The organism is Bordetella genomosp. 7 (assembly GCF_002261265.1).
Classification (GTDB): Bacteria; Pseudomonadota; Gammaproteobacteria; order Burkholderiales; family Burkholderiaceae_B; genus Bordetella_A.
Genome location: NZ_NEVK01000003.1, coordinates 1,002,826 through 1,029,147, shown reverse-complemented (window position 1 = coordinate 1,029,147; position 26,322 = coordinate 1,002,826). Strand labels below are relative to the sequence as shown.

Annotated in this window: 24 protein-coding genes; 9 read left to right on the top strand and 15 right to left on the bottom strand. The window is 65.2% G+C overall.

The window, feature by feature from the left end:
• Window positions 1-38: 38 nt before the first annotated feature.
• On the bottom strand, window positions 39-770 hold the full coding sequence (locus CAL19_RS07195) for a pseudouridine synthase (RefSeq protein WP_026639705.1): 732 nt from the start codon (window positions 768-770) through the stop codon (window positions 39-41).
• 86 nt (window positions 771-856) lie between these two features.
• Here CAL19_RS07195 and CAL19_RS07190 point away from each other — a divergent pair, with 86 nt between their 5' ends.
• The gene (locus CAL19_RS07190) at window positions 857-1,420 is read left to right on the top strand and encodes a chorismate--pyruvate lyase family protein (protein ID WP_026639706.1); all 564 of its coding nucleotides are present in this window, start codon (window positions 857-859) and stop codon (window positions 1,418-1,420) included.
• Here CAL19_RS07190 and CAL19_RS07185 read toward each other — a convergent pair.
• The 6 genes from CAL19_RS07185 to ggt form a co-directional block, all read right to left on the bottom strand.
• Window positions 1,417-1,953 (bottom strand): YaeQ family protein, encoded by a 537-nt coding sequence (locus CAL19_RS07185; protein ID WP_094796374.1) that lies wholly within the window; start codon window positions 1,951-1,953, stop codon window positions 1,417-1,419. The genes CAL19_RS07190 and CAL19_RS07185 overlap by 4 nt on opposite strands.
• 74 nt (window positions 1,954-2,027) lie before the next feature.
• Entirely contained in the window at window positions 2,028-3,887 is a 1,860-nt protein-coding gene (locus tag CAL19_RS07180; protein ID WP_026639708.1) for a dipeptide ABC transporter ATP-binding protein, read from the bottom strand.
• 14 nt (window positions 3,888-3,901) lie between these two features.
• Window positions 3,902-4,783 (bottom strand): ABC transporter permease, encoded by an 882-nt coding sequence (locus tag CAL19_RS07175; RefSeq protein ID WP_026639709.1) that lies wholly within the window; start codon window positions 4,781-4,783, stop codon window positions 3,902-3,904.
• Entirely contained in the window at window positions 4,780-5,724 is a 945-nt protein-coding gene (locus tag CAL19_RS07170; RefSeq protein ID WP_026639710.1) for an ABC transporter permease, read from the bottom strand. The genes CAL19_RS07175 and CAL19_RS07170 overlap by 4 nt, the downstream gene beginning before the upstream one ends.
• 95 nt (window positions 5,725-5,819) lie before the next feature.
• Window positions 5,820-7,334 (bottom strand): ABC transporter substrate-binding protein, encoded by a 1,515-nt coding sequence (locus CAL19_RS07165; RefSeq protein WP_094796373.1) that lies wholly within the window; start codon window positions 7,332-7,334, stop codon window positions 5,820-5,822.
• 79 nt (window positions 7,335-7,413) lie between these two features.
• Window positions 7,414-9,042, bottom strand: a complete 1,629-nt coding sequence (ggt, locus tag CAL19_RS07160) for a gamma-glutamyltransferase (protein WP_026639712.1) — start codon at window positions 9,040-9,042, stop codon at window positions 7,414-7,416.
• A gap of 103 nt (window positions 9,043-9,145) precedes the next feature.
• On the opposite strand from ggt, the gene CAL19_RS07155 reads away from it, so the two are divergent.
• A complete protein-coding gene (locus CAL19_RS07155) occupies window positions 9,146-10,048 on the top strand; it encodes a LysR family transcriptional regulator (RefSeq protein ID WP_026639713.1) in 903 nt (300 codons plus the stop codon).
• Between the two features lie 35 nt (window positions 10,049-10,083).
• Here the strand turns inward: CAL19_RS07155 and CAL19_RS07150 are convergent, their stop codons facing one another.
• The 3 genes from CAL19_RS07150 to CAL19_RS07140 are packed head-to-tail and all read right to left on the bottom strand — an operon-like array spanning window position 10,084 to window position 13,451.
• Complete coding sequence (locus CAL19_RS07150) at window positions 10,084-10,422, bottom strand: P-II family nitrogen regulator (RefSeq protein ID WP_026639714.1); 339 nt, start codon at window positions 10,420-10,422, stop codon at window positions 10,084-10,086.
• Between the two features lie 39 nt (window positions 10,423-10,461).
• Window positions 10,462-12,096: an NAD+ synthase gene (locus tag CAL19_RS07145; RefSeq protein WP_094796372.1), complete on the bottom strand. Its 1,635-nt coding sequence runs from the start codon at window positions 12,094-12,096 to the stop codon at window positions 10,462-10,464.
• Between the two features lie 38 nt (window positions 12,097-12,134).
• Window positions 12,135-13,451, bottom strand: a complete 1,317-nt coding sequence (locus CAL19_RS07140) for a mechanosensitive ion channel family protein (RefSeq protein WP_094796371.1) — start codon at window positions 13,449-13,451, stop codon at window positions 12,135-12,137.
• A 124-nt stretch (window positions 13,452-13,575) separates the two neighbouring features.
• On the opposite strand from CAL19_RS07140, the gene argH reads away from it, so the two are divergent.
• The gene (gene argH / locus CAL19_RS07135) at window positions 13,576-14,991 is read left to right on the top strand and encodes an argininosuccinate lyase (protein WP_026639717.1); all 1,416 of its coding nucleotides are present in this window, start codon (window positions 13,576-13,578) and stop codon (window positions 14,989-14,991) included.
• A gap of 165 nt (window positions 14,992-15,156) precedes the next feature.
• Here the strand turns inward: argH and CAL19_RS07130 are convergent, their stop codons facing one another.
• Together CAL19_RS07130 and cadR are read right to left on the bottom strand one after the other, a co-directional pair.
• Entirely contained in the window at window positions 15,157-15,735 is a 579-nt protein-coding gene (locus tag CAL19_RS07130) for a nitroreductase family protein (RefSeq protein ID WP_026638139.1), read from the bottom strand.
• Between the two features lie 127 nt (window positions 15,736-15,862).
• A complete protein-coding gene (cadR, locus tag CAL19_RS07125; protein ID WP_026638140.1) occupies window positions 15,863-16,297 on the bottom strand; it encodes a Cd(II)/Pb(II)-responsive transcriptional regulator in 435 nt (144 codons plus the stop codon).
• A 112-nt stretch (window positions 16,298-16,409) separates the two neighbouring features.
• On the opposite strand from cadR, the gene CAL19_RS07120 reads away from it, so the two are divergent.
• The 4 genes from CAL19_RS07120 to CAL19_RS07105 all read left to right on the top strand — a co-directional run bounded on the left by CAL19_RS07120 (window position 16,410) and on the right by CAL19_RS07105 (window position 21,093).
• Window positions 16,410-18,665 carry a heavy metal translocating P-type ATPase gene (locus tag CAL19_RS07120; protein WP_094796370.1) on the top strand — a complete coding sequence of 752 codons (2,256 nt, stop codon included), beginning with the start codon at window positions 16,410-16,412 and terminating at the stop codon, window positions 18,663-18,665.
• Between the two features lie 177 nt (window positions 18,666-18,842).
• Window positions 18,843-19,625: an amino acid ABC transporter substrate-binding protein gene (locus CAL19_RS07115; RefSeq protein WP_094796369.1), complete on the top strand. Its 783-nt coding sequence runs from the start codon at window positions 18,843-18,845 to the stop codon at window positions 19,623-19,625.
• 50 nt (window positions 19,626-19,675) lie between these two features.
• Window positions 19,676-20,356: an amino acid ABC transporter permease gene (locus CAL19_RS07110; RefSeq protein WP_026638143.1), complete on the top strand. Its 681-nt coding sequence runs from the start codon at window positions 19,676-19,678 to the stop codon at window positions 20,354-20,356.
• Window positions 20,353-21,093, top strand: a complete 741-nt coding sequence (locus CAL19_RS07105) for an amino acid ABC transporter ATP-binding protein (protein ID WP_026638144.1) — start codon at window positions 20,353-20,355, stop codon at window positions 21,091-21,093. The genes CAL19_RS07110 and CAL19_RS07105 overlap by 4 nt, the downstream gene beginning before the upstream one ends.
• A gap of 338 nt (window positions 21,094-21,431) precedes the next feature.
• Here the strand turns inward: CAL19_RS07105 and CAL19_RS07100 are convergent, their stop codons facing one another.
• From CAL19_RS07100 to CAL19_RS07090, 3 genes are read right to left on the bottom strand one after another with little or no spacing between them, the layout of a single operon-like run.
• Window positions 21,432-22,436, bottom strand: a complete 1,005-nt coding sequence (locus CAL19_RS07100) for a Bug family tripartite tricarboxylate transporter substrate binding protein (RefSeq protein ID WP_038851886.1) — start codon at window positions 22,434-22,436, stop codon at window positions 21,432-21,434.
• A gap of 48 nt (window positions 22,437-22,484) precedes the next feature.
• Window positions 22,485-23,294, bottom strand: a complete 810-nt coding sequence (locus tag CAL19_RS07095) for a citryl-CoA lyase (protein WP_094796368.1) — start codon at window positions 23,292-23,294, stop codon at window positions 22,485-22,487.
• A 12-nt stretch (window positions 23,295-23,306) separates the two neighbouring features.
• Window positions 23,307-24,470 (bottom strand): CaiB/BaiF CoA transferase family protein, encoded by a 1,164-nt coding sequence (locus CAL19_RS07090; RefSeq protein ID WP_094796367.1) that lies wholly within the window; start codon window positions 24,468-24,470, stop codon window positions 23,307-23,309.
• Window positions 24,471-24,582: 112 nt separating this feature from the next.
• Here CAL19_RS07090 and CAL19_RS07085 point away from each other — a divergent pair, with 112 nt between their 5' ends.
• Window positions 24,583-25,533 (top strand): LysR substrate-binding domain-containing protein, encoded by a 951-nt coding sequence (locus tag CAL19_RS07085; protein WP_094796366.1) that lies wholly within the window; start codon window positions 24,583-24,585, stop codon window positions 25,531-25,533.
• The gene (xth, locus tag CAL19_RS07080) at window positions 25,530-26,315 is read left to right on the top strand and encodes an exodeoxyribonuclease III (RefSeq protein WP_026638148.1); all 786 of its coding nucleotides are present in this window, start codon (window positions 25,530-25,532) and stop codon (window positions 26,313-26,315) included. Before CAL19_RS07085 ends, xth begins: the two co-directional genes overlap by 4 nt.
• Window positions 26,316-26,322 lie beyond the last annotated feature (7 nt).

Here is a 26,322-nt window from a genome sequence, read left to right as displayed (position 1 = left end):
GCAGCCGCCCGAAATCGACTGAAACAGCTCGCAGGCTGCTAGAAGCGCTCGTCTTCGCGCAGATAACGCCATTGGCCCGGCGGCAGGTCACCCAGTTTCACCCGGCCGATACGCACCCGCTTGAGCCCCACGACTTTCAGGCCGACCAGTTCGCACATGCGCCTGATCTGCCGTTTTTTGCCTTCGCGCAGCACAAAGCGAAGCTGGTCGGCATTCTGCCAGTCCACCTGCGCGGGCCGCAGCGGCTTGCCATCCAGGCTCAGCCCATGATTAAGCAAGGCAAGACCGCGTTCGTCCAGCCGTCCGGTGACGCGGACCAGATATTCCTTGTCGATATCGGAATCTTCGCCGATGAGCTGCCGTGCGACGCGGCCGTCCTGGGTCAGCACCAGCAGGCCCTGCGAATCGATGTCCAGCCGCCCGGCAACGGCCAGGCCCTGCAGGTGGGAGCGGCTGAACCGCAGCGGCGAGCGATCGCGCGCATAGCGCGACGAGGCATCGACCAGGGCGATGGCGGGCAGGTAGCCTTTTTCTGCCTGGCCGGACACGTAGCCCACGGGCTTATTGATCAGAACGGTTACCCGCGACGTCTGCTGTGCCCGGGCGGCACGCTCCAGGGTGATGTTCTGGCCGGGATACGCACGCGCGCCGAGTTCCGACACAACCACGCCATCGACCTTGACCCAGCCGCGCTCGATATAGCTGTCGGCCTCGCGGCGGGAACACATGCCCCGCTCGGCCATCAACTTTGAAATTCGTACTTTTTCCATATATTGCATTATCGCCGTGAGCGCAGCCCCGGATTATTTCACGGCACGGGCCATGCGCCATGCCGGCTCTTGGCATAATTAGCGCCATGAAAGCTTTTGCACCCCTGGCCCCCGGCTGGCTGCCGGCCGTTCCTCCTTCACTGTCTCCCGCCCACAAATACTGGCTGATGCGCCCCGGCGCGCTTACCGCCGGCTTGCGCAAGCTGGGCAAGGTGCACCTGCGCGTGCTGCGCGAGTACGCCCAGGGCGCGCCCGCGGACGAAGCCCGCGGAATGGGCATGGCGCCGGCCAGCCCTGTCTGGGTGCGCGAAATACTGATGTCGGTCGATGGCGTCGACAGCGTGGTGGCGCGCAGCCTGACGCCGCTGGCGGCCTCGCATGGCACGTGGCAGGGCATGCGACGCCTGAGCACCCGGCCTCTGGCGGATATGCTGTACCACGACCGCACCATCGAGCGCTCGCCCTTTGTGTGCCGCCGCCTGGCCTGGCCAGTGCCCTTCTATGCCACGGCGCGCGGCGTACAGGCCGATCCACGGTCGGGCGCTTTATGGGCGCGCCGCTCGGCCTTCTGGAGACTGGGTCAACCGCTGTTGGTGGCCGAATGCTTTCTGCCGGCCTTCTGGACGGCAGTGGAACACCATCCGGCCTAGCGCCAGACCTGGGGCTCGACCGTTACCTCGCCCCGAGGCGCTGTGACGAACGCGGCGCCATCCTGCACATTGACGTGCAGGTCCATGGATCGCTCTGCCAGCAATCCCAGGTCGCGCGTCTGGTCCCCCGGCAGATTCACCACGCGCAGATTCCGGGCCCGCGCCACTTTGTTGCGCACGCCTTCCCACCACACCGTGCTGGCATGCCCGCCGTAGCAGTACACCACAACCTGCCCGGCGCGTCCGCATGCCTTGAGAATGCGGCGTTCGTCGGGCTGGCCTACCTCTACCCACAAATCGATCGCGCCGGTCAGGTCTTTGAACCATATGTCGGGCTCGTCGGTGTCGCTCAGTCCCTTGGTGAATGCCAGGCCGTCGTGGGCATGCAGCGCATAGGCAAGCAACCGCACCATCATGCGTTCGTCGGTTTCGGACGGATGGCGAGCCACGGTCAGGCCATGCGTGCCGTAGTAGTGACGGTCGCCGTCAGCGACATGCAGTTCGGCTTTATAAATGGTTGCGCGCAAGGCCATGGAAAATCCGGCGGGGACGACCGCGAAAAAGGGCTAATGATACCCGTGCCGGCCGCCTCCCGCCGTCGTATGCCTCAGGTGTATACGCCCACCGGATGCCGCGCGACGTAGTGGCCTTGCGCTACCTGCACCAGCGGCGCCACGGCGGGTTCGTCGCCCACCTTGCGCACCGGGCTGGGAATCTCGTCGACCAATAGCGACCGCGCGCGGTGGCGGCGCCGGGGATCGGCGATGGGCACCGCATCCATCAGCTTGCGCGTGTACGGGTGTTGCGGGTTTTCGAAGATGCAACGGCGCGGGCCGATTTCGACAATCTGCCCCAGGTACATGACCGCGACCCGATGGCTGACCCGTTCGACCACCGCCATATCGTGCGAGATGAACAGCAGCGACACGCCCAGCTCGCGCTGCAGGTCGAGCAGCAGGTTGACGATTTGCGCCTGGATCGAGACATCCAGCGCGGACACCGATTCGTCCGCCACGATCACCTTGGGGTTCAAGGCGAGCGCGCGTGCGATGGCAATGCGCTGGCGCTGCCCGCCGGAGAACTCGTGCGGGTAGCGGTCGATCATGTCGGGCGACAAGCCGCACTTTTCCATGAGCCCGCGCACCCGGTCCTGGGCTTCGCGGCCCTTGGCCACCCCGTGAATCAGCAACGGTTCCATGATGGAATGCCCCACGGTCATGCGCGGGTCGAGCGACGCGAACGGATCCTGGAAAATGAACTGGATATGGCGGCGCAAGTGTTGCATGGCAGAGCCGCGCAGCGCGCCGATATCCTGCCCGTCGAACTCTATGCGCCCGCCCTGGCTCTTTACCAGTTGCAGCAATGACCGGCCGGTGGTGGTCTTGCCGCAGCCCGATTCGCCCACCAGTGCCAGCGTTTCGCCGGGGTACAGGTCGAAACTGACGCGTTCGACGGCATGCACCCGCTTGTGCACGCGCCCAAGAACGCCACCGGTGATATCAAAGCGGGTGATGAGGTCTTTCACGCGCAGCACCGGCCCCTGGTCGCGGCGCACCGTATCAACCGGCGCCGGCCCGCTATCCGGCGCGGCGCCTGCCTGCGCGTCTTCTACGCGCAGCAGCGGAAATGGCGCGGGATGATCGGTGCCGCGCATGGCGCCCAGCCGTGGCACGGCCGATAGCAACGCGCGCGTATAAGCGTGACGGGGTTGCGCAAAAATCTCGTCCGAACCACCCTCTTCGACTTTGTCGCCGCGGTACATGACCAGCACGCGGTCGGCCACTTCGGCCACGACGCCCATGTCGTGCGTGATGAAAATCACGCCCATATCCATTTCTTCTTGCAGCTGGCGGATCAACTGCAGGATCTGCGCCTGGATAGTGACGTCCAGCGCAGTGGTGGGCTCGTCGGCGATCAGCAGTTGCGGCTTGCACGACAGCGCCATGGCGATCATCACGCGCTGGCGCATGCCGCCCGACAGTTGGTGAGGGTAGCGGTCGAGAATGGCGCGCGCCTCGGGAATGCGCACGCGTTCCAGCATGCGCAGGGTTTCCGCACGGGCTGCCGTGGCGTCCATTGCCTGGTGCAGCCGCAGCGCCTCGGCGATCTGATCCCCGGCAGTAAAGCTGGGGTTCAGCGAGGTCATGGGCTCCTGGAAGATCATGGCGACGTCGGCGCCTCGCACACGCTGCAGCGCGCTCTCGTCGGCGCGGCCCAGGTCGAGGACTTCGCCGTTGCGCCGCCGCAGCCGCATTTCGCCGCCGACAATGCGCCCGCCCCCATACTCCACCAGTCGCATCAGCGCCAGCGAGGTCACCGACTTGCCCGAGCCCGACTCGCCCACGATGGCCAGCGTTTCACCCCGGTCGACATGAAAAGACACGTCACGCACGGCTTCGACCACGCGTTCGGGGGTGTTGAAGCGTACTGTCAGGCCCTGTACCTGCACGACTTTGTTGGCATCCATGCTAGTCATCGCGTTCACTTGTCTTGCCTCGGATCGAGCGCGTCCCGCAACCCGTCACCCAACAGGTTGAAACCCAGCACGGCCAGGAAAATCGCCGACCCCGGAAAAATGGACATCCACGGCGCCTGGGTCATGAAGTTCTTGGCCGTATTCAGCATCGAGCCCCATGATGGATTGGGCGGCTGCAGGCCCAGGCCCAAAAATGACAGGCTGGCTTCGGCAATGATGGCCGTGGCGATCGTGATAGTGGCCTGCACGATCAGCGGCGGCATGATGTTGGGCAGGATGTGGCGCAGGACGATGCGCGCATCCGACGCCCCCAGGGCCCGCGAGCTCTGTACATAGTCTTCATTCTTGACGGCCAGTACCTGTCCGCGCGCCAGGCGGATGAACTTGGGCGCGGCCGAGACGCCGATGGCGATCATGGCGTTGGTCAGGCTGGGGCCCAGGAAAGCGGCAAGCGCGATGGCCAGGATCAGAAAGGGAATTGCCAGCAGCGCCTCGGTGCAGCGCGACACCACACTGTCGATCCAGCCGCCGAAATAGCCCGACACCAGGCCGAAGGGCACGCCCACCACCATGGCGATCAGCACCGACACCAGGCCCGCCATCAGCGAGGCGCGCGCCCCGTACAGCATGCGGCTGTAGATGTCGCGGCCAAGCTCGTCGGACCCCAGCCAGAACGCCGCCGACGGCGGCTTGCGGATGGACATGAAGCTGGTTTGCAGGGGGTCGTGCGTGGCCAGCCAGGGCGCGAACACAGCCAGCACCACCACCGCAAGAACGATGGCGGCGCCCAGCAACGCCACGCGATTGCGTTTGAATTTGCCCCAGGCGCGGTTGCGGCTGCGGGGCGGCATGGCGGGCGTCGCCGCCGTAACAGTATGTGCGCTCATGCGTGCCTCAAGCGGGGGTTCACCAGGATATACAGGATGTCGGCCAGCAGGTTCATGATGATAAAGCCCACCGCCACGCACAACACCACGCCCTGCACGACCGCGTAGTCGCGGGTGAAGACGGCGTCGACAATAAGCTTGCCGAAGCCTGGAATGGTGAACACCTGTTCGGTAAGCACGGCGCCCGCCAGAAGTTCACCGAACAATAAGGTGACCAGGGTGACGATGGGCATCAGCGCGTTGCGCAATGCATGGCGCAATACCACGCTGCGCGGCGACGCTCCCTTGGCCCGCGCGGTTCGCACATAATCGGCGCTGAGCGCCTCCAGCATGGCCGAGCGGGTATGCCGCATCAGATACGCCGCAATGGCCGTAGACAGTACCAGTGCCGGCATCAACATGGTTTTCATCGACATCCAGAAATCTTCAAAGGGCGAGACGTAGCCCGACGCGGGCAACAACCGCCATTTCACGGACACCAGCATGATGAGCAGGATGCCCAGCCAGAAGTTGGGAATCGACATCCCGGACAGGGCCGCCACGTTGGCACCCATTTCGGTGACGGTACCCTTGCGGACGGCGGCCAGGATGCCCATGGGTATGCCGATGATCAGGGCAAAGAACATGGCCATGGCGGCCAGCTGCAGCGTCACGGGCAGTTTCTGGGCGATCAGCTGGGTAACCGGCACATCGGTGCGCAGGGATTTGCCCAGGTCGCCCTGCAGCACCTGCATGACCCACGCGCCATACTGCACCGGCAAGGGATCATTGAGCCGGTATTTATCGCGCAGATAGTCGAGGACGGCCGGGTCGCGCTCTTCGCCCGCCATGGTGAGCACCGGGTCGCCCGGCAGGATTTTCTGCAGCATGAAAACAATCAGCGATACCAGGATCAACGTCGGTATCGCGACCAGCACGCGGCGCAAGATGATTTTGAACATAGGCAGGACCTGGAAATCCGGTAACAGGCGGCCGGCGCCAAACGCAATGGGCCGTGCTCGACGGCACGGCCCCTGGCGCGCGCGACCGCCCCGGCTTACTGGGCGAACGACACGCCCCTGAGGCGGATCATGCCATCGGGGTACGGCTTGAAACCCTGGACCTTCTTGGCCAGAACGAAAGGCCATGGCTGGTAATAGATATACACGGCCTGGGCGTCGGCCTGCAGGATTTCCTGGACTTTATCGTAGATGGCCTTGCGCTTGCCTTCGTCCGGAACGGTGCGGGCTTCGTTCAGCAGTTTGTCGATCTCGGGGTTGCAATAGCGGCCGTCGTTCAGCGCGCCCTTGCAGGTCACGAACTGGTAGATGTTGCCGTCCGGGTCCACCCGGCCGGACCAGCCGCGCATCAGCAGTTCGAAGTTGCCGCTTTGCGCTTCGTTGAGCAGGGCCGCGTACTCGGTGGGGCGCAGCCTGAGCTGGAAGCCGCCTTCAGCGGCCATGGCCTGCACCATCTCGGCGATGGCCGACGTCGTGGTGTTGTTGCCGAACGCCAGCTCGGCCTGCACCTGTTCCTTGCCGGCTTCTTTCAGCAGGGCGCGGGCCTTGGCGACATCGCGCGCGGGAATCGGGAACTTGTCGCTATGGTACGGGCTGGCCGGGGGAAACGGCTGGTTGGCCGGATCGAAAATGCCGCCGCCCACCACTTCGTTGATGATGTTGCGGTCCAGCGTGAGCTCGAAGGCGCGCCGCACGCGCTCGTCGGCGAACGGATTGGTCTTGGCGCGTTCGCCATTGGCCACGTTGAAGTAGAACTGCTGGTAGCCCAGCCCCGATACGCTGGCGAACTGCAGGCTGGAGTCGGCCTTGACCTGCTGGGCGTCGGACGGGTTCATGCGCTCAAGAATGTCCAGGCCGCCCGCGCGCAGGTTGGACAGGCGCACGGTGCTGTCGGGAATCGGCAGGAAAGTCACGCGCTTGAAAGCGTAGTCTTGCGCGTTGTAGTACTTGTCGAACTTCTCGAGCACGATACGGTCGTTCTGCACGCGCTCGACAAACTGGTACGGGCCCGAGCACACGGGCTTGCGGCCTACGGCGCCCACGTCGTCGGAGAAGATGGCCGGCGACAGCATCATGCCCGCACGGTCCGACAGCGAGGCCAGCAGCGTGGCGTCGGGCTGCTTGAGCGTCAGCACCAGGGTTTGCGCGTCGGGCGCGTCGATCTTGGCCACCGACGCCAGCTCGCCTTTGCGCATGCTTTCTTTCAGCGTCATGGCGCGCTCGAGGTTGGCCTTGGCCGCGGCGGCATCGAACTTCGTGCCGTCGTGGAACTGGGCGTCGGCGCGCAGCTTGAACGTCAGCACGGTGTTGTCGTCGTTCCAGGACCACGATTCGGCCAGCTGCGGCACGAACTGCAGCTTCTCGTTCACATCGACCAGCTTGTCGCACAGCGAGGTAAAAACAATGCGCCCGACATAAGTGCGGGCGCGATGAGGGTCGAGAACATCGGGGTCTTCTTGCAAGCCGATGCGGATGTGCTGGGCATAGGTGGCGGTAGACGCTGCCGCGAGCAGAGCAGCGCACACCCCCAGCTTGAAGTACCTGAGCTTCATGTGCTGTTTCCCTTGTGAATGTTATGGGCAAGAGGCCGGCGCCGTGGCGCGGCGCCGGTCCAGCATGCCATGGTACTGCTTAGAAACCAACTGCCTGGCCGTCACGGCGGCTGTCGCTGGCCGCGACATAGCCGAGTTCATTGTCGCTTTCGTGCATGCGCCAGATGAACTGGCCCGCGCCGAAATCCATATAAGGATCGTCCACCGACTTCATGGCGTGGCCCAGCGCGCGCAGGCCCTCGACCGTCTCGCGATTCATCGACGACTCGATGTCCAGCGAGAAATCGCGGTTGACCTTCCAGCGCGGCGCGCAGCACGCCGCCTGCGGCTGCTGGTGGTAGTCGAGCATGCGGATCACGGTCTGCAGGTGGCCCTGCGGCTGCATGTCGCCGCCCATGACGCCAAAGCTCATCACCGGCTGCCCGCCGCGGGTCAGGAAGCCCGGGATAATGGTGTGGAAGGGCCGCTTGCCCCCTTGGACCACGTTGGGCGATTTGGGATCCATCGAGAACCCGACCCCGCGGTTCTGCAGGCTGATGCCGGTACCCGGCACGACCACGCCCGAACCGAAACCCATGTAGTTGGACTGGATGAACGAGATCATCATGCCGTTTTCGTCCGCGGCGGTCAGATAGATCGTGCCGCCGGCGTGCGGGCGCCCCGCCTCGAACTGCGTGGCGCCGTCCAGGCGGATGAGCTTGGCTCGGCTGGCAAGGTAGTCGTCCGACAGCATCTGTTGCGGCGTGACATCCATGGTGCGCGGATCGGACACGTATTTGTACAGGTCGGCAAAGGCCAGTTTCATGGCCTCGATCTGCACATGCTGCGACTGTACCGAATCGACGCCCATGCCCTGCAGGTCGAAATGTTCGCAGATGCCCAGCGCCATCAGGGCGGCAATGCCTTGCCCGTTGGGCGGGATTTCATGCAGTTCATAGCCGCGGTACGACTTCGAGATGGGCTTGACCCAGTCGGGGCGATAGCCGCGCAGGTCGTCCAGCGTCATGGCGCCGCCGCATTCTTTGCTGAACGCGGCGATTTTCTCGGCGATCTCGCCTTCGTAGAAATCGCGCCCCTTGCTGGCGGCGATGCGACGCAGGGTATAGGCCGCATCCGGGATACGGAAGTGCTCGCCCGGCTTGGGCGCGCGGCCATTGGGCAGGAACGCCTGCGCATAGCCCGGCTGGTCGCGCAGCTCGTCGGCGGCGGCGGCCCACTTGTGCGCCACCACCGGCGGCACGGCGTAGCCGCGCTCGGCGATCTCGATGGCGGGTTCGAACAGGTCGGCAAACGGCAGTTTGCCCAATTTTTCGTGCAGGGCGGCCCAGCCGGCTACCACGCCGGGCACGGTGGCGGCATCCCAGCCGCGCTTGGGCTGTTTGGCCAGGCCGTCCGGGCCCACGCCATATTTGCGCTTGAAGTACTCGACGTTCCAGGCGGCGGGCGCCACGCCCGAGGAATTCAGCCCATGCAGTTCCTTGCCGTCCCAGACGATGGCGAAACAATCGCCGCCCAGGCCGCAAGAAACGGGTTCGACCAGCACAATGGTCGCCGCTGCAGCAATTGCCGCGTCTACCGCGTTGCCGCCCTTGAGCAGCATGCGCAGGCCGGCCTGCGCCGCCAGCGGGTGGGACGTGGACACGACATTGCGGGCAAACAGCGGGATCCGGAACGAAGGATAGGGGTTGTTCCAGTCAAAAGTCTTCATGGCGGTGGGCTCAAGTTAGAAATACAAGCAAAGACCAACGAACTTACTCTTGTGGTCTAATTAAATCAATTTGATTATTTGATTTAACATACAAAATACTTTTATGGGAAACATACGCTACCTGCGTAGCTTCCTGGCGGTGGCGCACCACGGCTCGTTTTCCGAGGCGGCCGAGCAGGTGGCGCTGACCCAGGCAGCCATCAGTTTCCAGATGCGCTCGCTCGAAGCCGAACTGGGGCGCGAGCTGTTCGACCGCAGCGGGCGGCTGGCCATCCTGAACGCCGCCGGGCGCGAACTGCTGCCCGACATCAAGCACCTGGTGGATATGTACGACCGCCTGAAGCTGCCGCGCGGCTCGCCGGGCGAACTGGCCGGCGCGGTGTCGATAGGCGCCGTGGTGTCGTGCATGGGACCGCTGGCCAAGGTGGTGTCCAGCATGAAACGCCAGCACCCCGGCCTGGACGTGCGGGTGCTGTCGGGCAAGGCCAGCGAACTGGCCGGCAAGGTCGAGGCGGGCGACCTGGACGCGGCATTCGTCGTGGAAAGCCGGCGCAAAATGGCCAGCACGCACTGGACGCCTTTATATGAAGAACCCCTGGTGGTCGTGGCCTCGCCTGCGGCGGCTGGCGACGACGCGCTGGCCGTGCTGGCCGGCAACCCGTTCCTGCGGTTCGATCGCACGCAGCGCACCGGCCGGCAGATCGACCGGGTATTGCGTCGCCTGGGGGTGGTGGTCAACGACTTCCTGGAGCTCAACGCCATCGAGACTCTGGTGGAGCTGGTGCGGCAAGAGGTGGGCGTGACGCTGCTACCCCTGCTCAATGGCGCGAATTGGCCCGCCAGCGCAGATCTGCGTGTGTTGCCGCTGCCCGACGAGGCCGGGCACCCCGCCCGCAGCCTGGGCATGCTTGAACGCCGCGATCATGCGCGCCAGGACATCACGCGCGAAATCTGCTCCCAGAGCCTGGCGATGTTCCGCCAGCGCATGCAGCCGCTGCCCGCCTGACGCCAACGCTGGCCCGCGGCGCTGGCCCGCCAGCGTTACAGCGCCTGCTCGCCGGTTTCGCCGGTACGGATGCGAATGGCTTGCTCGACGGGCGTGACGAAGATCTTGCCATCGCCGATCTTGCCCGTGCGGGCCGCCTTGATCACTGCCTCGATGGCCGGCTCGACCATGTCGTCGGCCAGCACCACCTCGACCCGGATCTTGGGCAGGAAATCGACCACGTACTCGGCGCCGCGATACAGTTCGGTGTGCCCTTTCTGGCGGCCGAACCCCTTGACTTCGGTGACCGTCAGGCCGCTTACGCCGACCTCGGCCAACGCTTCGCGCACTTCGTCGAGCTTGAACGGTTTGATGATGGCAGTGACTTGTTTCACGTTATGTGATCCTGGTGTAAATCGAAGGGCGGCGAGCGGTCAGGGTTTTTCGCGGAAACCGTTGGTGACAGGATAGCGCCAATCCCGCCCGAACGCGCGCGGCGTGATGCGCGGGCCCGGAGGCGCCTGGCGGCGCTTGTATTCGTTGATTCGGATAAGCCGCACCACCTGCTCGACCGCGGCCTCGGGAAAGCCCGCGGCAACGATCTCGGCGGCCGACTGGTTGCGTTCCATGTAGCGTTCCATGATGCCGTCGAGGATATCGTACGGCGGCAGGCTGTCCTGGTCGGTCTGGTCGGGGCGCAATTCGGCCGACGGCGGCCGCGTGATGATGCGGCGCGGTATGACTTCGCGGTCACGATTGCGCCATTCGGCAAGCCGGTACACCAGGGTCTTGGGCACGTCTTTGATTACGGCGTACCCGCCCGCCATGTCGCCGTACAAGGTGCAGTAGCCGGTGGTGAGTTCGGACTTGTTGCCGGTGGTCAGCACCAGATGCCCCATTTTGTTGGACATCGCCATCAATAGCGTGCCGCGCACGCGGGCCTGGATGTTTTCTTCGGTGGCATCCACGGGCAGCCCCTGGAACTGCGGCGCCAGCATGGCATCGAAGGCGTCCACCGCGGGCCCGATGGCAATGACGTCGTGCTGCACGCCCAGGCGCTGGGCCATATCGGTGGCATCGGACTGCGAGATGTCGGCCGTATAGCGCGACGGCATCATCACGGTGCGCACGTTGGCCGCGCCCAGCGCGTCGACGGCCACCGCCAGGACCACGGCCGAATCGATGCCGCCCGACAAGCCGATGATGGCGCCCGGAAAGCCGTTCTTGCCCAGGTAGTCGCGCACGCCCAGCACCAGGGCGTTCCAGACTTGTTCTTCGAGGCAGTACGGGGCGACGTCCGCGTGGCGCGACACGGGCCGTATGGCGCCGCTGGCGTCGGCCTCGACCACATTGACCCCTTCGGCGTAATCGGGCAGGCGCGCGGCCGGCTGGCCTTGCGCATCGAGCGCGAAAGACGCACCGTCGAACACCAGTTCGTCCTGCCCGCCCACCATGTTGGCGTAGATGACAGCGCAGCCGGTGTCTTGCGCGCAGCGCTGCGCAACGGCAAGGCGTTCGTCTTGCTTGCCGACGTTGTAGGGCGACGCGTTGGGCACCAGCAGCACCTGCGCGCCCGCCTGGGCGGCAGCGCGGGGCGCGCGGTCGAACCAGATGTCTTCGCAGATGTTGACCCCGAACCGCACGCCCTTGACCTGGAACACCAGCGGCTGGTCGGCCGTCGCGAAATACCGCTGCTCGTCGAACACCGAGTAATTGGGCAGCTCGCGCTTGCAGTACACCCCCACGACGCGGCCCTCGCACAGCACCGTGGCGGCGTTGTAGAGCCGCCCTTCGCGCGCCGCCACGTGGCCCACCAGCAGGTGCAGCCCCGCCATGCCGGCGGTGTCCTGGCGCAGCTGGTCCAGCGCGGCTTGCTGGGTTTCGACAAAGTGCGGCCGCAGGAGCAGGTCTTCGGGGGGGTAGCCGGTCAGCACCAGCTCTGGCGTGACCAGCACATCGGCCTGCTGTGCGTGGGCCGCCTGCGCGGCCTTGAACACACGGGCCATGTTGCCCTTGATATCGCCCACATAGGCGTTGATTTGCGCGATTGCTACCCGGGCGGCGCTCATGGAAGAAGGTTCCAGATCGGTTGGATTCAGACAGAAAATTATCGCATGCCTGCGTCGGGGCCGGCGGCCAGCGCGCGTTCGCGCGCCAGGTCGTGGCGCAGCGCCTGGCCCAGGCCCTGCCCCACCGCGCCAATGTCGGCCCCCGAGGGCTGCTGATACAGGCGCAGGCCCAGTTCCGGCAGGATCGCCAGCAGGTGGTCGAACACGTCGCCCTGGATACGTTCATATTCGACCCAGGCCGTCAGCGCGGTAAAGCAATACACCTCTATCGGTATGCCATCTGATTGCGGTTCCATCATCCGCACCATCATCGACATGTCCTGGCGTATTTCGGGATGCCGCTTCAGATAAGCCAGCGCGTAGGCGCGGAACGTGCCGATGTTGGTCAGGCGGCGGCGGTTGGCCGGCAATTGCGCCAGTTCGGCCTCGAGCGCGCTGTTGGCCTGCCGCAGGTCGGTCTGCTTGGCAGCGAGATAGTCGTGCAGCAGGCGAAAGCGCATCAGCCGCTCGGCTTCATCATCGTTCAGGAAGCGCACGCTGGTGGCGTCCACGCGCAGGGTGCGCTTGATGCGCCGCCCGCCCGATTCGAACATGTGCCGGTAGTTGCGGTAGCTTTCGGAAAACAGCTTGTACGTGGGCACCGTGGTGACGGTGTTGTCCCAGTTCTGCACCTTGACGGTATGCAACGCGATATCGCGCACAAAGCCGTCGGCGTTGGATTGCGGCATCTCGATCCAGTCGCCGATGCGCAGCATGTCGTTGGATGTGAGCTGGGTGCTGGCCACGAGCGACAGCAGCGTGTCCTTGAACACGAGCAACAGCACCGCCGACAGGGCGCCCAGCCCGGAAATCATCCACAGCGGCGAGCGATCGAGCAGGATGGACAGCACCAGCACGGTGCAGATCGCCACCAGGATCAGCTTGCTGATCTGGATATACCCCTTGATGGACCGCGTCTGCGCGCGCGTGGTGGCGGAATACGTGTCCTGCCAGGCGCTCAGCACGCCGCTGACGGCCATGAAGATACATATCCATGCACCAGCCTGGGCCAGCCGGCCCACGGTGGCCACCGCCCGCTCGGCGTGCGGCACCAGTCCGATACCCAGCGACACCACGGCAAAGGGCACCGCGTACCAGAAATTCTGGTACGCGCGGCGCCGGCGCAAGGCCTTGTCCCAGTCTTCGCGGCCCGTAAGCACCAACAGCCGGTGTGCGCAGGCCAGCACGATGCGCGCGCCCACCCATTGCGCAATCAGCGCAGCCAGGATCAGGGCGCCGATTCCGACCAGGGTCTGCGCCCACGGCTGGGTGGGCACGTATTCCCCCAGCCGGACCACCAACTTTTCCCAATGCATTGCCACGAGCCGGCTCCCTGTATATGGCGTCGCCCGAATTATCCAACATGTGGCCGCGACAGCAGCGGACAGGCGCCCATTGTTGCGGACACGCCGGCTGCACGCCCTCTATAATCGCGCCATCATGGCAAAAACACCCCAACCTGATCAAAACCAGTTCGCCAACAAGGCGCAAGCCTGGTCCGCCCGGTTCTCCGAGCCGGTTTCCGAACTCGTCAAGCGCTATACCGCTTCGGTGGATTTCGACAAGCGCCTGGCCCGCTACGACATCCAGGGCTCGCTGGCGCACGCGGACATGCTGGCCGCGCAAGGCATCATCCCCGCCCAGGACCTGGCCGACATCCAGCGCGGCATGGCCCAGATCCTGGACGAGATCGAGGCCGGCAGCTTCCAGTGGCTGCTGGACCTTGAAGACGTGCACCTGAATATCGAGAAACGGCTGGTGGAACTGGTGGGCGACGCCGGCAAGCGGCTGCACACCGGTCGCTCGCGCAACGACCAGGTGGCCACCGACATCCGCCTGTGGCTGCGCGCAGAGATCGACAACCTGCTCGACCTGCTGCGCCAGTTGCGCCATGCATTGGCCACCGTGGCGCTCGAGAACGCCGCCACCATCATGCCGGGCTTTACGCATTTGCAGGTTGCCCAGCCAGTGACCTTCGGCCACCACCTGTTGGCCTACGCCGAGATGTTCGGCCGCGACGCCGAGCGCCTGGCCGATTGCCGCAAGCGGGTCAACCGCCTGCCGTTGGGGGCTGCGGCGCTGGCGGGCACCACCTTCCCCATCGACCGCGAGCGGGTGGCCCGCACGCTGGGTTTCGACGGCGTGTGCCGCAACTCGCTGGACGCCGTTTCCGACCGCGATTTCGCCATTGAGTTCTGCGCCGCCGCCGCGCTGATCATGACGCATATCTCGCGCCTGTCGGAAGAGCTGGTGCTGTGGATCAGCCCGCGCGTGGGCTTCATCGACCTGGCCGACCGCTTCTGCACCGGCAGCTCGATCATGCCCCAGAAAAAGAACCCCGACGTGCCGGAACTGGCCCGCGGCAAGACCGGCCGCGTCACAGGCCACCTGATGGCGCTCCTGACCCTGATGAAAGGCCAGCCCCTGGCCTATAACAAAGACAACCAGGAAGACAAGGAAGGCCTCTTCGACACCGTGGACACGCTGCGCGACACGCTGACCATCTTTGCCGACATGGCCTCGGGAATCAAAGTCAAGCCCGACAACATGCGGGCTGCCGCCCTGCAGGGCTTCGCCACCGCGACCGACCTGGCAGACTACCTGGTCAAGCAAGGCGTGCCGTTTCGCGATGCGCACGAAGTCGTGGCGCATGCCGTGCGCGACTGCGAGCAGCGCGGCTGCGACCTGGCCGACCTGCCGCTGGCCGATCTCAAGGCTTACCATCCCGGCATCGGCGACGATGTGCATTCGGTGCTGACGCTGGAAGGCTCCGTGGCCGCGCGCAAGCACATCGGCGGCACCGCACCGGACCGCGTGCGCGAAGAAGCGGAACGCATCCTGCGCGAAACCGCCTGAAGCTCCACCTCGGTGTCTGACACCTAAAGGTGTCAGACACCTGCCGCAGACACCTGCCGCAGACACCCGCCGCACCCATCTACGCCAGAACACACCGGTGTCTGACTCCCGAAGGGTGTCAGACACCTTCCCGCGCCTATGCAGCCCTACGACTTCCGGTCGGGCTCAGGCCCCCGTCCACTCCGTCACGAATTCGCGATAATCCGGGCGCTCGACCTGGGGCACGGCGCACGCCGGGGTGCCTATCGCCAGAAAGCCCAGGAAGCGGTATTCCAGGGAATCCAACCCCAGGGCTTCCTGCACTTCTTCCAGGTAAGTGCCCATGCCGGTGCTCCAGAACGCGCCGTAGCCCAGCATGTGCGTGGCATTCAGGATGTTCATCACCGAAGCGCCGGTGGCCAGCAACTGCTCCTGCTCGGGCACTTTGGGATTGTCGTGGTGGATCTGGTGCGCAAGGCCAATAAACAGGGGCACCTCGCTCATCCACTGCCGCACCGACTTTTCTTTTTCGGGCGTCATGCGCGGGTCGCCGCTGCGCTTGACGGCGTCCAGGGCAATATCGGCCAGGCGCGCGATGGCCTCGCCGCGGATCAGCACGAAACGCCAGGGGCGCAACCTGCCGTGGTCGGGCGCGCTCATGGCGGCTTGCAGGATCTGGTCCAGCTCTTCTTGTTTGGGCGCCGGTGCGCGCAAGAACTTCATGGACCTGCGGGAAGTCAAGGCATGCAAAGGAGTTGCTGTCATGGAAAGCACTATTCTTATCTAGTCGAGAAACATTCTCATCATACGCGGGCGGGCCCGCTCTGGCCCGTATCCCCCCGCACTGTTCAAGGTCATCGTCTCGCCCGCGTGGCCGGGGCGGTGGCGCCATTCAACCCAGATGGGTGTGGCGTTCGGGCCGCTCGTCCACCTGCATTTCGGACAGGCCATGCAGGATGCCGCAATCATCGGTATCGGGGCGCGCCGACAGGCAGCGCCGGCGCAGGTCGATCAGCTGCGCCTTCAATTGCGTCAGCTCGGCAATACGCGCGTCCACGTGGGAGATATGTTCATCGAACAGTTCGTTGATGGGTCCGCACCCCGCGCCGTGATTGTCGGCCAGCTGCAGAATGGCGCGAATCTCCTCGTGCGTCATGTCCAGCGCGCGGCAGTTGCGTATCAACCGCAACCGCTCCGCATGCGCGTCGCTGTAGGTGCGATAGTTGTTCAGGCCCCGGCCCGGCGCCGGCAACAAGCCTTCCTTTTCGTAATAGCGCACGGTTTCCACCGTCGTACCGGCCGCTTTGGCGAGTTCACCGATTTTCATGGCTTACCTCCATAAAACGCCGCGCGCCCCGCGAAAAACCGGACGCGCTTGACCCTATAGTAACTCCAGGGTGTGGAATGTGGGTTCATCTGACCAAGGCCCGACTCCACCGATGCCGTCCTCTTCTTCCGATAAGGCTGCCAGCTGCGTGCATGACCACGCGCAAGAACACCACGGCCACGATGCCTCGCACGGGCACGACCACCGCCACGCATCGCCACCCGCGGGCCCCGCGCTCCTGCGCGCGGGGCCCGGGCAGCGACTGGCGCGGCTGCGCATCGGACAGATGGACTGCCCCACCGAAGAAACGTTGATCCGCAAAAAACTGGCGCAGCTCCCGGGCGTGGAAGACATGCACTTCAACCTGATGCAGCGGGTGCTGACCGTGGTGCATGGCGAAGGCACGCTCGATGCGGTACTGCAAGCCATCCGGTCGCTGGACATGACGCCTGAAGTCATGGCCGAAGACGCAGACGCCGCCCTTCCCCCGCCCGCCACGGCCCCCAGGCGGGCGCGCTACATGCTGGCCGCGGCCGGTGTGCTGGCCGCGCTGTCCGAGGCTGCCCATTTCACGGCGCTGCCCTGGGCATTGCCGGCCATCCTGGCCATCGCGTCCATCCTGGCGTGCGGGCTGGGCACATACCGCAAGGGCTGGATCGCGCTGCGCAACGGCAACCTCAACATCAATGCCCTGATGAGCATCGCCGTCACGGGCGCAGTGCTGATCGGCCAGTGGCCCGAGGCGGCGATGGTGATGTTCCTGTTCAACGTGGCCGAGCTTATCGAAGCCCGCGCGCTGGACCGCGCGCGCAACGCGGTGCGCAGCCTGCTGGATCTGGCGCCCCAAGTGGCCACGGCACGCCAGGCCGACGGCTCCTGGGCTGAAGTGCCGGTAACCGAGCTGGGGCATGGCGACTGGGTGCGGGTCAGGCCCGGCGAACGCATTGCCGCGGATGGCACTATCGCCGCAGGCAGCTCGGCCGTAGACCAGTCGGCCATTACCGGCGAAAGCCTGCCCGTGGACAAGACCGTGGGCGACGCCGTGTACGCCGGCACTGTGAATGCGCACGGATCGTTCGACTACCGAGTGACCGCCGCGGCCGGTGAAACCACCCTGGCGCGCATCATCCATGCCGTCGAGCAGGCCCAGGGCGCCCGTGCGCCCACACAGCGCTTCATCGACCGCTTCTCGCGCATCTACACGCCCATTGTGGTCGTGCTGGCATTGCTGGTGGCCGTGGCGCCGCCCCTGCTGTGGGGCCAGCCCTGGCTGGACGCGGTGTATCGCGCCCTGGCGCTGTTGATCATCGCCTGCCCCTGCGCATTGGTCATTTCTACGCCCGTCAGCATCGTCAGCGGCCTGACCGCCGCGGCGCGCCGCGGCATCTTGATCAAGGGCGGCGTGTACCTGGAAGACGGCCGCAAGCTCGACTGGCTGGCGCTGGACAAGACCGGCACGCTGACGCATGGCAAACCGGTATGCACCGAGGTACAGGTTCTTGGCGAACACGCGCAACACCCGGCCGCCCTGATGGCGGCGAGCCTGGCTTCCCGGTCGGACCACCCGGTATCCAGGGCCGTGGCGCAGGCCCATGCGGCGGCGGCCACGCCTCAACCGCTGCTCGACGTGCAGGACTTCGCTGCCTTGCCCGGGCGCGGCGTGCGCGGCCGCATCGGCCCCACCACACTGCACTTGGGCAACCTGCGGCTGATGCGCGAGCTGGGCGTGGCAACCAGTGACCTTCAGGCCCGCATGCAGGCGTACGAAGAACAGGGCCAGACCGCCATTGCCCTGACCGACGGCACGCGGGCGCTTGCCGTGGCGGCAGTGGCCGACACGCTCAAGCCCGGCAGCGCCGAGGCCGTGGCCGCTCTGCACCAGCTGGGTGTGCGCACCATGATGCTGACCGGCGACAACGCGCGCACGGCCGAGGCCATCGCCGCGCAGGCCGGCATCGACGAAGCGCATGGCGAGCTGCTGCCCGAGGACAAACTGCAAGCGGTGCAGGCAAAGCTGGGCAAGAGCGGCAAAGTCGGCATGGTGGGCGATGGCATCAACGACGCCCCCGCGCTGGCGCGCGCCGACATCGGCTTTGCCATGGGCGCCGCGGGCACCGGCGCCGCGATCGAAACCGCCGACGTAGCGCTCATGGACGACGACCTGCGCAAGATCGCGCACTTTGTACGGCTGTCGCGGGCCACGCACCGCATCCTGACCCAGAACATCGCGCTCGCGCTGGGCATCAAGGCAGTGTTCCTGGCGCTGGCCGTAACCGGCCACGCCACCCTGTGGATGGCCGTGTTTGCCGACGTGGGCGCCAGCCTGCTCGTGGTGGCCAACGGCTTGCGGCTGCTGCGCGCGCGTTGAAGGCAGGCGCCTGCGGCGCGCGGCTTGCCTCTGTCTGCCATATTTCCAAAAGCAATATTCTTAAGATTCTTCATGCTTTGTGGAAAAATAGGCGGCTTGTTACAGTGCTTTCTCAATAGCGTGGGCAGCTCACAAGGCCGCCCCCGCTCGAATGACGACACTCACTGGAGCACCCACATGAAACCGCTACGTTCCATCCTGCTGGCCGGCCTGCTGCAACTCAGCGTCGCCGTCGGCGCCCAGGCCGCGGACGATCTGGCCGCCATCAAGTCCGCCGGCGTCATCAAGATCGGCACCGAAGGCACCTACGCCCCTTTCACCTACCACGATGCTTCCGGCGCGCTGACCGGTTTCGACGTCGAGATCGGCCGCGCCATCGCCGAGCGCCTGGGCGTGAAAGCCGAATTCGTAGAGGGCAAGTGGGACGGCCTGATCGCAGGCCTGGACGTCAAGCGCTACGACGCCGTCATCAACCAGGTCGGCATTACCGAAGCGCGCAAAGCCAAGTACGATTTTTCGGATCCGTACATTGCTTCGCAAGCGGTGCTGATCGTGCGCGAAGACAACAACGACATCAAGAGCTTCAACGACCTGAAGGGCAAGCGTTCGGCCAATACGCTGACGAGCAACTTCGGCAAGCTGGCCCAGAAATACGGCGCCCAGGTGGTTGCGGTGCAGGGTTTCAATGAAAGCATCGACCTGCTGACTTCCGGACGCGTTGACGCCACCATCAACGACAATCTGTCATTCCTGGACTTCAAGAAGCACAAGCCGGGCGCCAAGGTCAAAGTAGTTGATAGCGACAAGAGCGCCGAATTCAGCGAATCGGGCGTACTGATCCGCCAGGGCAACCCGGAGCTGCGGGCCGCCATCAACAAGGCGCTGGCCGACATCAAGGCCGACGGCACGTACAAGAATATATCGGTCAAGTATTTCGGCACCGACCTGTCGGCGCAGTAATCGCCGCCCGCACCAGTCCTTCGACTCGATAACAAGGAAACATCGCCACCGTGCCCGCCTGGCTGCAGTTGATGCTCGATTCATTCTGGCCCTTGCTGCAGGCGGGGCTGAAGTTCACGGTTCCGCTGACCTTGTTGTCGTTTGCCGGCGGCCTGGTGCTGGCTTTCGTGGTCGCCCTGATCCGGCTGTTCGGGCCGGCGCCGTTGGTGGCGCTGGTGCGCTTTTATGTGTGGCTGATACGGGGCACGCCGCTGCTGGTGCAGCTGTTCGTGATTTTCTACGGCCTGCCCAGTGTCGGCATCGTGCTGGATCCGCTGCCGGCGGCGCTGATCGGCTTTACGCTGAATGTGGGCGCGTATAACTCCGAGGTGATACGCGGCGCCATCGAGTCGATTTCCAAAGGCCAATGGGAAGCCGCCTACTCGCTGAGCATGACTCGCGGGCAGGCGCTGCGGCGCACCGTGCTGCCGCAGGCGGCCCGGGTGGCGGTGCCGCCGCTGTCGAATTCGTTCATCTCGCTGGTCAAAGACACATCGCTGGCCGCCGTACTGACCGTGCCCGAGATATTCCAGGCGGCGCAGCGCATCGCCGCGGTGACGTACGAGCCGCTGATCCTGTACACCGAAGCCGCGCTGATCTACCTGGTGTTCTGCTCGGTGCTGTCGGCTGCGCAAACGCGGCTCGAGCGCCGCTTCGGCCAGCACGCGGTATTTTCCGAGAGAAACCGATGATCGCGCTGACGCAGATCGACAAATTCTTCGGCAGCCACCAGGTTCTGGACAAAGTCGACGTCACCATTGCCGAAGGCACGGTGACGGCATTGATAGGGCCTTCGGGCAGCGGCAAGAGCACGCTGCTGCGCTGCGTGAACCTGCTTGAAACGCCCGATGCGGGCACCTTGCGGCTGGGTGATGAAACGGTGCGCTTCGATGCACGCCATAAGCTGTCGCGCGACGCGGTGCAGCGCGTACGCATGCAGACGGGCATGGTGTTCCAGAACTTCCAGCTGTTTCCGCACCAGACGGTTGTCGATAACGTAATGGAAGGCCTGGTCACTGTGCAGAAGTGGCCCAGAGCACGTGCACGCGAGCGTGCGCTCGAGCTGCTGGCCAAGGTGGGCATGCAGGCCAAGGCCGACGCATGGCCGCTGAATCTGTCTGGCGGGCAGCAGCAGCGCGTGGCCATCGCACGCGCACTGGCGCCGTCGCCGCGCGTACTGCTGTGCGACGAGCCGACTTCGGCGCTCGACCCCGGCCTGGCAGCCGAGGTCGTTGATGTGCTCAAGCAGCTGGCCAGCGAAGGCATGACGATGCTGATGGCCACGCACGACCTGCGCCTGGCCGCCGCGATATCGCGCGAAGCGGTGTTCCTGCAGGACGGGCGCGTCGTCGAGTCCGGTCCGTCGGCCGACCTCTTCAGCCACCCGCGCGACCCGCGCACGGAAGCGTTCATCTCCACGCTGAAATAGGCGGCGCTGTGCGCACGCGGCATGGTGTCTGACACCCTACGGGAGTCAGACACCTTCACAACCGCCCCCGTACAGCCGAACCAGGTGTCTGACTCCCGCAGGGTGTCAGACACCTTCACAAAACGCCCCCTACAGCCCAACCAGGTGTCTGACTCCCGTAGGGTGTCAGACACCTTCACGAAAAGCGCCCATACAGCCGAACCAGATGCCCGACTCCCGCAGGGTCATAAACACCTTCACAAAACGCCCCCCCTACAGCCCAACCAGGTGTCTGACTCCCGCAGGGTGTCAGACACCTTCGTCACGGCAAGGCGCGAGCACGCGCCTGATTCACCGCATCAGTTAACCATCGCCCCCGAGCGGCGCACCAGGTCTGACCACTTGCCCATTTCTGCCTGCTGGAAGCTGGCGAGATTGCGGGTGGATTCGCCGCCCTGCTCCACGCCCTGGCTGGCCAGTCGCTTGAGCACGGCGGGATCGCCCAGCGCATCCTGCGCCGCCTTGCGCAGGGTCGCCAGCACCGGCTCGGGCGTGGCGGAAGGGGCATAGAGCATGAACCAGGCCACCAGGTCAAAATCGCTGCCGGTTTGCTCGGCGATGCTGGGCACGTCCGGCGCCGCGGCGCTGCGCCTCACGCTGGACACGCCCAGGGCGCGCAACTTGCCGGCCTGGATGTGCGGCATGACCGCCGCCGGGTGGTAAAACATGAACTGCACCTGGCCCGACATCACATCCGACACGGCCATGCCGCCTTCTTTGTAGGGCACGTGCAGCATTTCGCCGCCCAGCCGGGCCTTGAGCAGTTCACCGGCCAGATGGCCCGACGTGCCGCTGCCGGCCGATGCGAACGCGACGCCGGGCGACTTGGCCGAGGCGGCAGCCAGCTCTTTCAGCGTCTGGATTCCCGACCCCGTGCCCGTCACCAGGAAAGTGGGCGTCTGGCCCACGAAGGCCACCGGCGCAAAATCCTTCACAGGGTCGTATCCGGGGTTCTTGTACAGCGCCTGGTTGATGGCATGCGTGCCTACCGTGCCCATTACCAGCGTATAGCCATCCGGAGCGGCCCGCGCCACCTGCGCCGTGCCGATGGTGCCGCCGCCCCCGGCCTTGTTCTCGACCACCACTTGCTGGCCCAGGGGCTTGGCCAGAGCCTCGGCGATGATGCGGCTGATGGTGTCGGTGGTCGTGCCGGGGCCGAACGGCACCACCATGCGCACCGGGCGGTCCGGGTAAGCGGCCGCCTGCGCCGGCAGGCCTGCCACGCCCAGCGCCGCGGCCAGCATGGCGCCGAGCAGGCCACGGCGCAACCGCGCCTGCGGGTACTGCGGGGTAACTGTTGTCATGGTCTCTCCTCCTGTTGTTGGTATGTATAAGCGCGCCGGCTGGCGTCGCTATGGCTGCGCCTGCCCGAAACCCGGGGGTACTTCGCCTTGGTACTGCACTTGCCGCGTAGCCTGGTATGACAGGGCAAACCCGATGGGAGCTTCCTGTTCTTCGGTCAGGTGGGCGATCAGCCCGGCAGCGCGCGCCAGAATCGGCACGCCCTTCAAAGCCTGCAATGGAAAGCCCACCCCCAGCAGCACGGCCGGAATCGCTGCAGACACATTCAGCCTCAGGTCTTTGCCCACGATGCCGGGAATCACGTGTTCCACCGCCTCGGCAATGGCCACGTACTGCATGCCGGCCCCGCTTTCGCGGGCGACTTCGAACAGACGAGCCACACGCGGATCGCGCGTCTTGTGCAAGGGGTGGCCATAACCGGGAATCGCGCGCCCTGCGCGGCGGTATTCGGTAACCACCGCGCGCGCGGCCGCGACCATGTCCCCGCCCTGCCCGGCGCGCGTCTCGATCGCGCGGAACAGCTGGCCGGCGGTTTCCGCCGCGCCCAGGATCACCGAGCCGCAGCCCAGAATGCCGGCTGCGACTGCCCCTTGCAGGGCATCGGGCGCAGCCGCCAGCGTCATGCGGCTGGCTTGCACGCTGGGCACCAGACCATGCTCGGCAATGGCCACCAAGGTGGCATTCAACACCGCGCTGGCCGGCGCGTCGGCACGCCGCCCCGTCACCAGCAGATAGAAGTAATCCCCGAACGCCATCTTGCCGATCAGGTCCTGGCACAGATCCGCGCCGCGCACCACGATCGTGTGTTCGTCGGACGTGCAGATCGATGTGCGGGGTACGGTTTCCTTGCCGATTTTCATGATGCGTCCTTGTCAGAGTGAGGCGCCCGGCTGCCGCCTTCGGCCAGCCTGCAATGTCGCCCGGATTTCATCGTTATGCTCGCCGAGTTCGGGTGGCGGCATCACCTGTGTGGGCAGCAGGCCGTCGAACGACACGGGAGAGCGCACTGTCTTCCATGGCCCGCGCTTCGGATGCACGCCCTCTATCTCGATCTGCAGGTGCCGCGCCTGCGGGTCCTGCAGCGCTTCGCGGGTGTCGTACATCGGCGCATGCGGCACGTCCAGTGCCGCCAGGCGCTGGCACCAGGCCTGGCGCGTGCGCTTCGCGAAAATTCCGCCCAGCAATTCGATCAGCGCTTCCTGGTGTGCAATACGGCCCTCGCGGGTGGCAAAGCGCGGATCCTTGAAAATATCCGGCTGCTCTATCGCTTCGGCCAGCGCCCGCCAGAACTTTTCGGGCGAAGACATGTGCAGCGCGATCCATTTTCCATCGGCGCACCGCAACGTGTACGACTGCGACACGCTGGGACGGCTATAGGGACCCATCACCTCGCCCTCCGAGAATAAGTGCGTGAAAGCGTCCAGGTTGAAATGGCACATGGCTTCAAGCATGGACACATCCACCCGCTTGCCCAGGCCCGTGCGGGCGCGCTCCACCAGCGCGCCCAGCACGCCGTATGCGGCATAGAAGCCGGTAAGCGCATCGGCAATGGCAGGCCCGACCACGCGCGGGTTGGCCGGATTGACCAGCAGGTTGAGAAACCCGCTGGCCGCCTGCGCCACCGTGTCGTAGGCTGGCCGTCCGGCGGCTGGGCCGCTTTGCCCGAAGCCGCTGATGGCGCAGTACACCAGACGGGGGTTCAATTCCCGCAGCCGCGCTTCACCGGCGCCCAGGCGCTCGGCCGTGCCGGGCCGGAAGTTCTGGATATACACGTCGGCGCGCCGGATCAGCGCATCGAACACCCCGGCATCGTCGGGATCGCGCGCATCCAGTTCTATGCTGCGCTTGTTGCGGTTGTAGGTCTGAAAATGCGGGCTGTACAGGCCGCCCTTGAAGGCACGGAAAGGATCGCCGGTGCCGGGCTGTTCCACCTTGATCACGTCAGCGCCCAGGTCCGCCAGCAACATGCCGGCGGCGGGCCCCGTAATGAAAGTGCCCTGCTCCACGACCACGATGCCTTCCAGTACCTTGCCCATGCCCGCTCCCCGCAGATTCGATATAGCTGCAAGACTAGCCAGCACTGACAAATGATGGAAATGATTAATTTCTTCACATATCATTGATACCATCGATCATTTGGGGCGGGCAATGGAACTCCGGCACCTGCGGTACTTCATCGCCCTGGCGGGGTCGCTGAACTTCACGCGCGCCGCCGAACGCGTGCACGTCACGCAGTCCACCCTGTCGCACCAGATCCGCCAGCTCGAAGAAGAAATCGGCCAGCGCCTGTTCGACCGCGTAGGCAAACGGGTAGTGATCACGGCCGCCGGCGAGATCTTCCTGGACTACGCCACGCGCGCCCTGCGCGAAATCGACCAGGGCCTGGGCCAGCTCAAGCAAAGCGCCGCTTCGATCACCGGCGAATTGCGCGTCGGCACCACCCACACCTTCAACCAGAGCTTCATTCCCGAGTGCATGGCGACGTTTCTGCGGCACCATCCCACCGTGCAGCTCGTCATCGAAGAGCTGGCCGCCGACACCATTGCCGCGCGGCTCGAGGCGCGCGAACTCGACCTGGGCGTGGCCTACCGGCCCGAATCCAACAGCACGCTGCGGTTCGAGCCGCTGTTCAATGAAGAACTGGTGCTGGTGGTGTCCGATGCGCATCCCCTGGCCAACCGCAAGCGCATCCGCATGATCGAACTGCATCGCGAACCCATGGTGCTGCTGCCGGCCAGTTTCTCGACGCGCAGGCTGCTCAACGAGTGCTTTGCGGCCTCGGGCGCCGAACCCAGCGTCGTGGCCGAAACCAACACCATCGCGGCCATGCTGGGCATGGTGGCCCGCGTACCCGTTGCCGCCATCGTCGCGCCCAGCGCCATCACGCCCAATGCCGCGTTGCGAGTCATCCCCATGGAAAACCCCGCGCCCATGCGCACGCCGGGCCTGCTCCTGAACCCCGCCGTGCCGCAAAACCGGGCGGGCCGCGCATTTGCCGGCCTGCTGCGCAAACAGGCCATCGGGGCCGGCGTGGTCGGCGCTACGCGGTATCATCGGGGCCACGCTGAAGACGCCGGCCATACCCCGACAAACGCATGAAACTTGCCACCTGGAACATCAATTCGCTCAAAGTACGCCTGCCCCAAGTACTGGACTGGCTCGCCGCCAATCCCGTGGATGCGCTGTGCCTGCAAGAGCTGAAACTCACCGACGAGAACTTCCCGCTCGACGCTTTCACGCAGATGGGTTACCACGCCGCCTGGGCCGGCCAAAAAACCTATAACGGCGTCGCCATCCTGACGCGCGAACCGGGCTCGGCCATGGTGCGCAACATCCCGGGAATGGACGACCCGCAACAACGCCTGCTGGCCATTACCCTGCCCTCGCCGGCCGGCGACGTGCGCATCGTCTGCGTGTACTGCCCCAACGGCCAGGCGGTCGGCAGCGACAAATACGCCTACAAGCTCGACTGGTTCCAGCATTTGCATCGCTGGCTGGGCGAAGAGCTGCAGGCGTATCCGCGCCTGGCCATACTGGGCGACTACAACGTGGCGCCGGCCGACGAAGATGTGCACAACCCGGCCAAGTGGGAAGGCCAGGTACTCGTGTCCGAACCCGAGCGCGCGGCGTTTCGCGCCCTGCTCGACCTGGGGCTCACCGATTCGTTCCGGATGTTCGAGCAGCCCGAAAAATCGTTCAGCTGGTGGGACTACCGCCAGTTCGCCTTCCGCCGCAACGCGGGCTTGCGCATCGACCACATCCTGTTGTCCGCCCCCCTTGCCCAGCGCTGCGTATCCTGCGTCATCGACAAGGCTCCGCGATCCAACGAGCAGCCATCGGACCATACTCCGGTGGTGGCTACCCTGGACCTGGCGGGCTGAACCAGGC

Excerpts from the sequence above, each read along its gene's own strand:
- CAL19_RS07170 (WP_026639710.1), bottom strand. The coding sequence starts at position 5,724 with ATGTTCAAAATCATCTTGCGCCGCGTGCTGGTCGCGATACCGACGTTG.
- CAL19_RS07130 (WP_026638139.1), bottom strand. The coding sequence starts at position 15,735 with ATGACAGCAACTCCTTTGCATGCCTTGACTTCCCGCAGGTCCATGAAG.
- CAL19_RS07105 (WP_026638144.1), top strand. The coding sequence starts at position 20,353 with ATGATCGCGCTGACGCAGATCGACAAATTCTTCGGCAGCCACCAGGTT.
- CAL19_RS07090 (WP_094796367.1), bottom strand. The coding sequence starts at position 24,470 with ATGGGCAAGGTACTGGAAGGCATCGTGGTCGTGGAGCAGGGCACTTTC.
- cadR (WP_026638140.1), bottom strand. The coding sequence starts at position 16,297 with ATGAAAATCGGTGAACTCGCCAAAGCGGCCGGTACGACGGTGGAAACC.
- CAL19_RS07115 (WP_094796369.1), top strand. The coding sequence starts at position 18,843 with ATGAAACCGCTACGTTCCATCCTGCTGGCCGGCCTGCTGCAACTCAGC.
- ggt (WP_026639712.1), bottom strand. The coding sequence starts at position 9,042 with ATGAAGACTTTTGACTGGAACAACCCCTATCCTTCGTTCCGGATCCCG.
- CAL19_RS07190 (WP_026639706.1), top strand. The coding sequence starts at position 857 with ATGAAAGCTTTTGCACCCCTGGCCCCCGGCTGGCTGCCGGCCGTTCCT.
- CAL19_RS07100 (WP_038851886.1), bottom strand. The coding sequence starts at position 22,436 with ATGACAACAGTTACCCCGCAGTACCCGCAGGCGCGGTTGCGCCGTGGC.
- CAL19_RS07145 (WP_094796372.1), bottom strand. The coding sequence starts at position 12,096 with ATGAGCGCCGCCCGGGTAGCAATCGCGCAAATCAACGCCTATGTGGGC.
- CAL19_RS07175 (WP_026639709.1), bottom strand. The coding sequence starts at position 4,783 with ATGAGCGCACATACTGTTACGGCGGCGACGCCCGCCATGCCGCCCCGC.
- argH (WP_026639717.1), top strand. The coding sequence starts at position 13,576 with ATGGCAAAAACACCCCAACCTGATCAAAACCAGTTCGCCAACAAGGCG.
- CAL19_RS07185 (WP_094796374.1), bottom strand. The coding sequence starts at position 1,953 with ATGGCCTTGCGCGCAACCATTTATAAAGCCGAACTGCATGTCGCTGAC.
- CAL19_RS07165 (WP_094796373.1), bottom strand. The coding sequence starts at position 7,334 with ATGAAGCTCAGGTACTTCAAGCTGGGGGTGTGCGCTGCTCTGCTCGCG.
- CAL19_RS07140 (WP_094796371.1), bottom strand. The coding sequence starts at position 13,451 with ATGCATTGGGAAAAGTTGGTGGTCCGGCTGGGGGAATACGTGCCCACC.
- CAL19_RS07120 (WP_094796370.1), top strand. The coding sequence starts at position 16,410 with ATGCCGTCCTCTTCTTCCGATAAGGCTGCCAGCTGCGTGCATGACCAC.
- CAL19_RS07095 (WP_094796368.1), bottom strand. The coding sequence starts at position 23,294 with ATGAAAATCGGCAAGGAAACCGTACCCCGCACATCGATCTGCACGTCC.
- CAL19_RS07195 (WP_026639705.1), bottom strand. The coding sequence starts at position 770 with ATGGAAAAAGTACGAATTTCAAAGTTGATGGCCGAGCGGGGCATGTGT.
- CAL19_RS07085 (WP_094796366.1), top strand. The coding sequence starts at position 24,583 with ATGGAACTCCGGCACCTGCGGTACTTCATCGCCCTGGCGGGGTCGCTG.
- xth (WP_026638148.1), top strand. The coding sequence starts at position 25,530 with ATGAAACTTGCCACCTGGAACATCAATTCGCTCAAAGTACGCCTGCCC.
- CAL19_RS07155 (WP_026639713.1), top strand. The coding sequence starts at position 9,146 with ATGGGAAACATACGCTACCTGCGTAGCTTCCTGGCGGTGGCGCACCAC.
- CAL19_RS07180 (WP_026639708.1), bottom strand. The coding sequence starts at position 3,887 with ATGGATGCCAACAAAGTCGTGCAGGTACAGGGCCTGACAGTACGCTTC.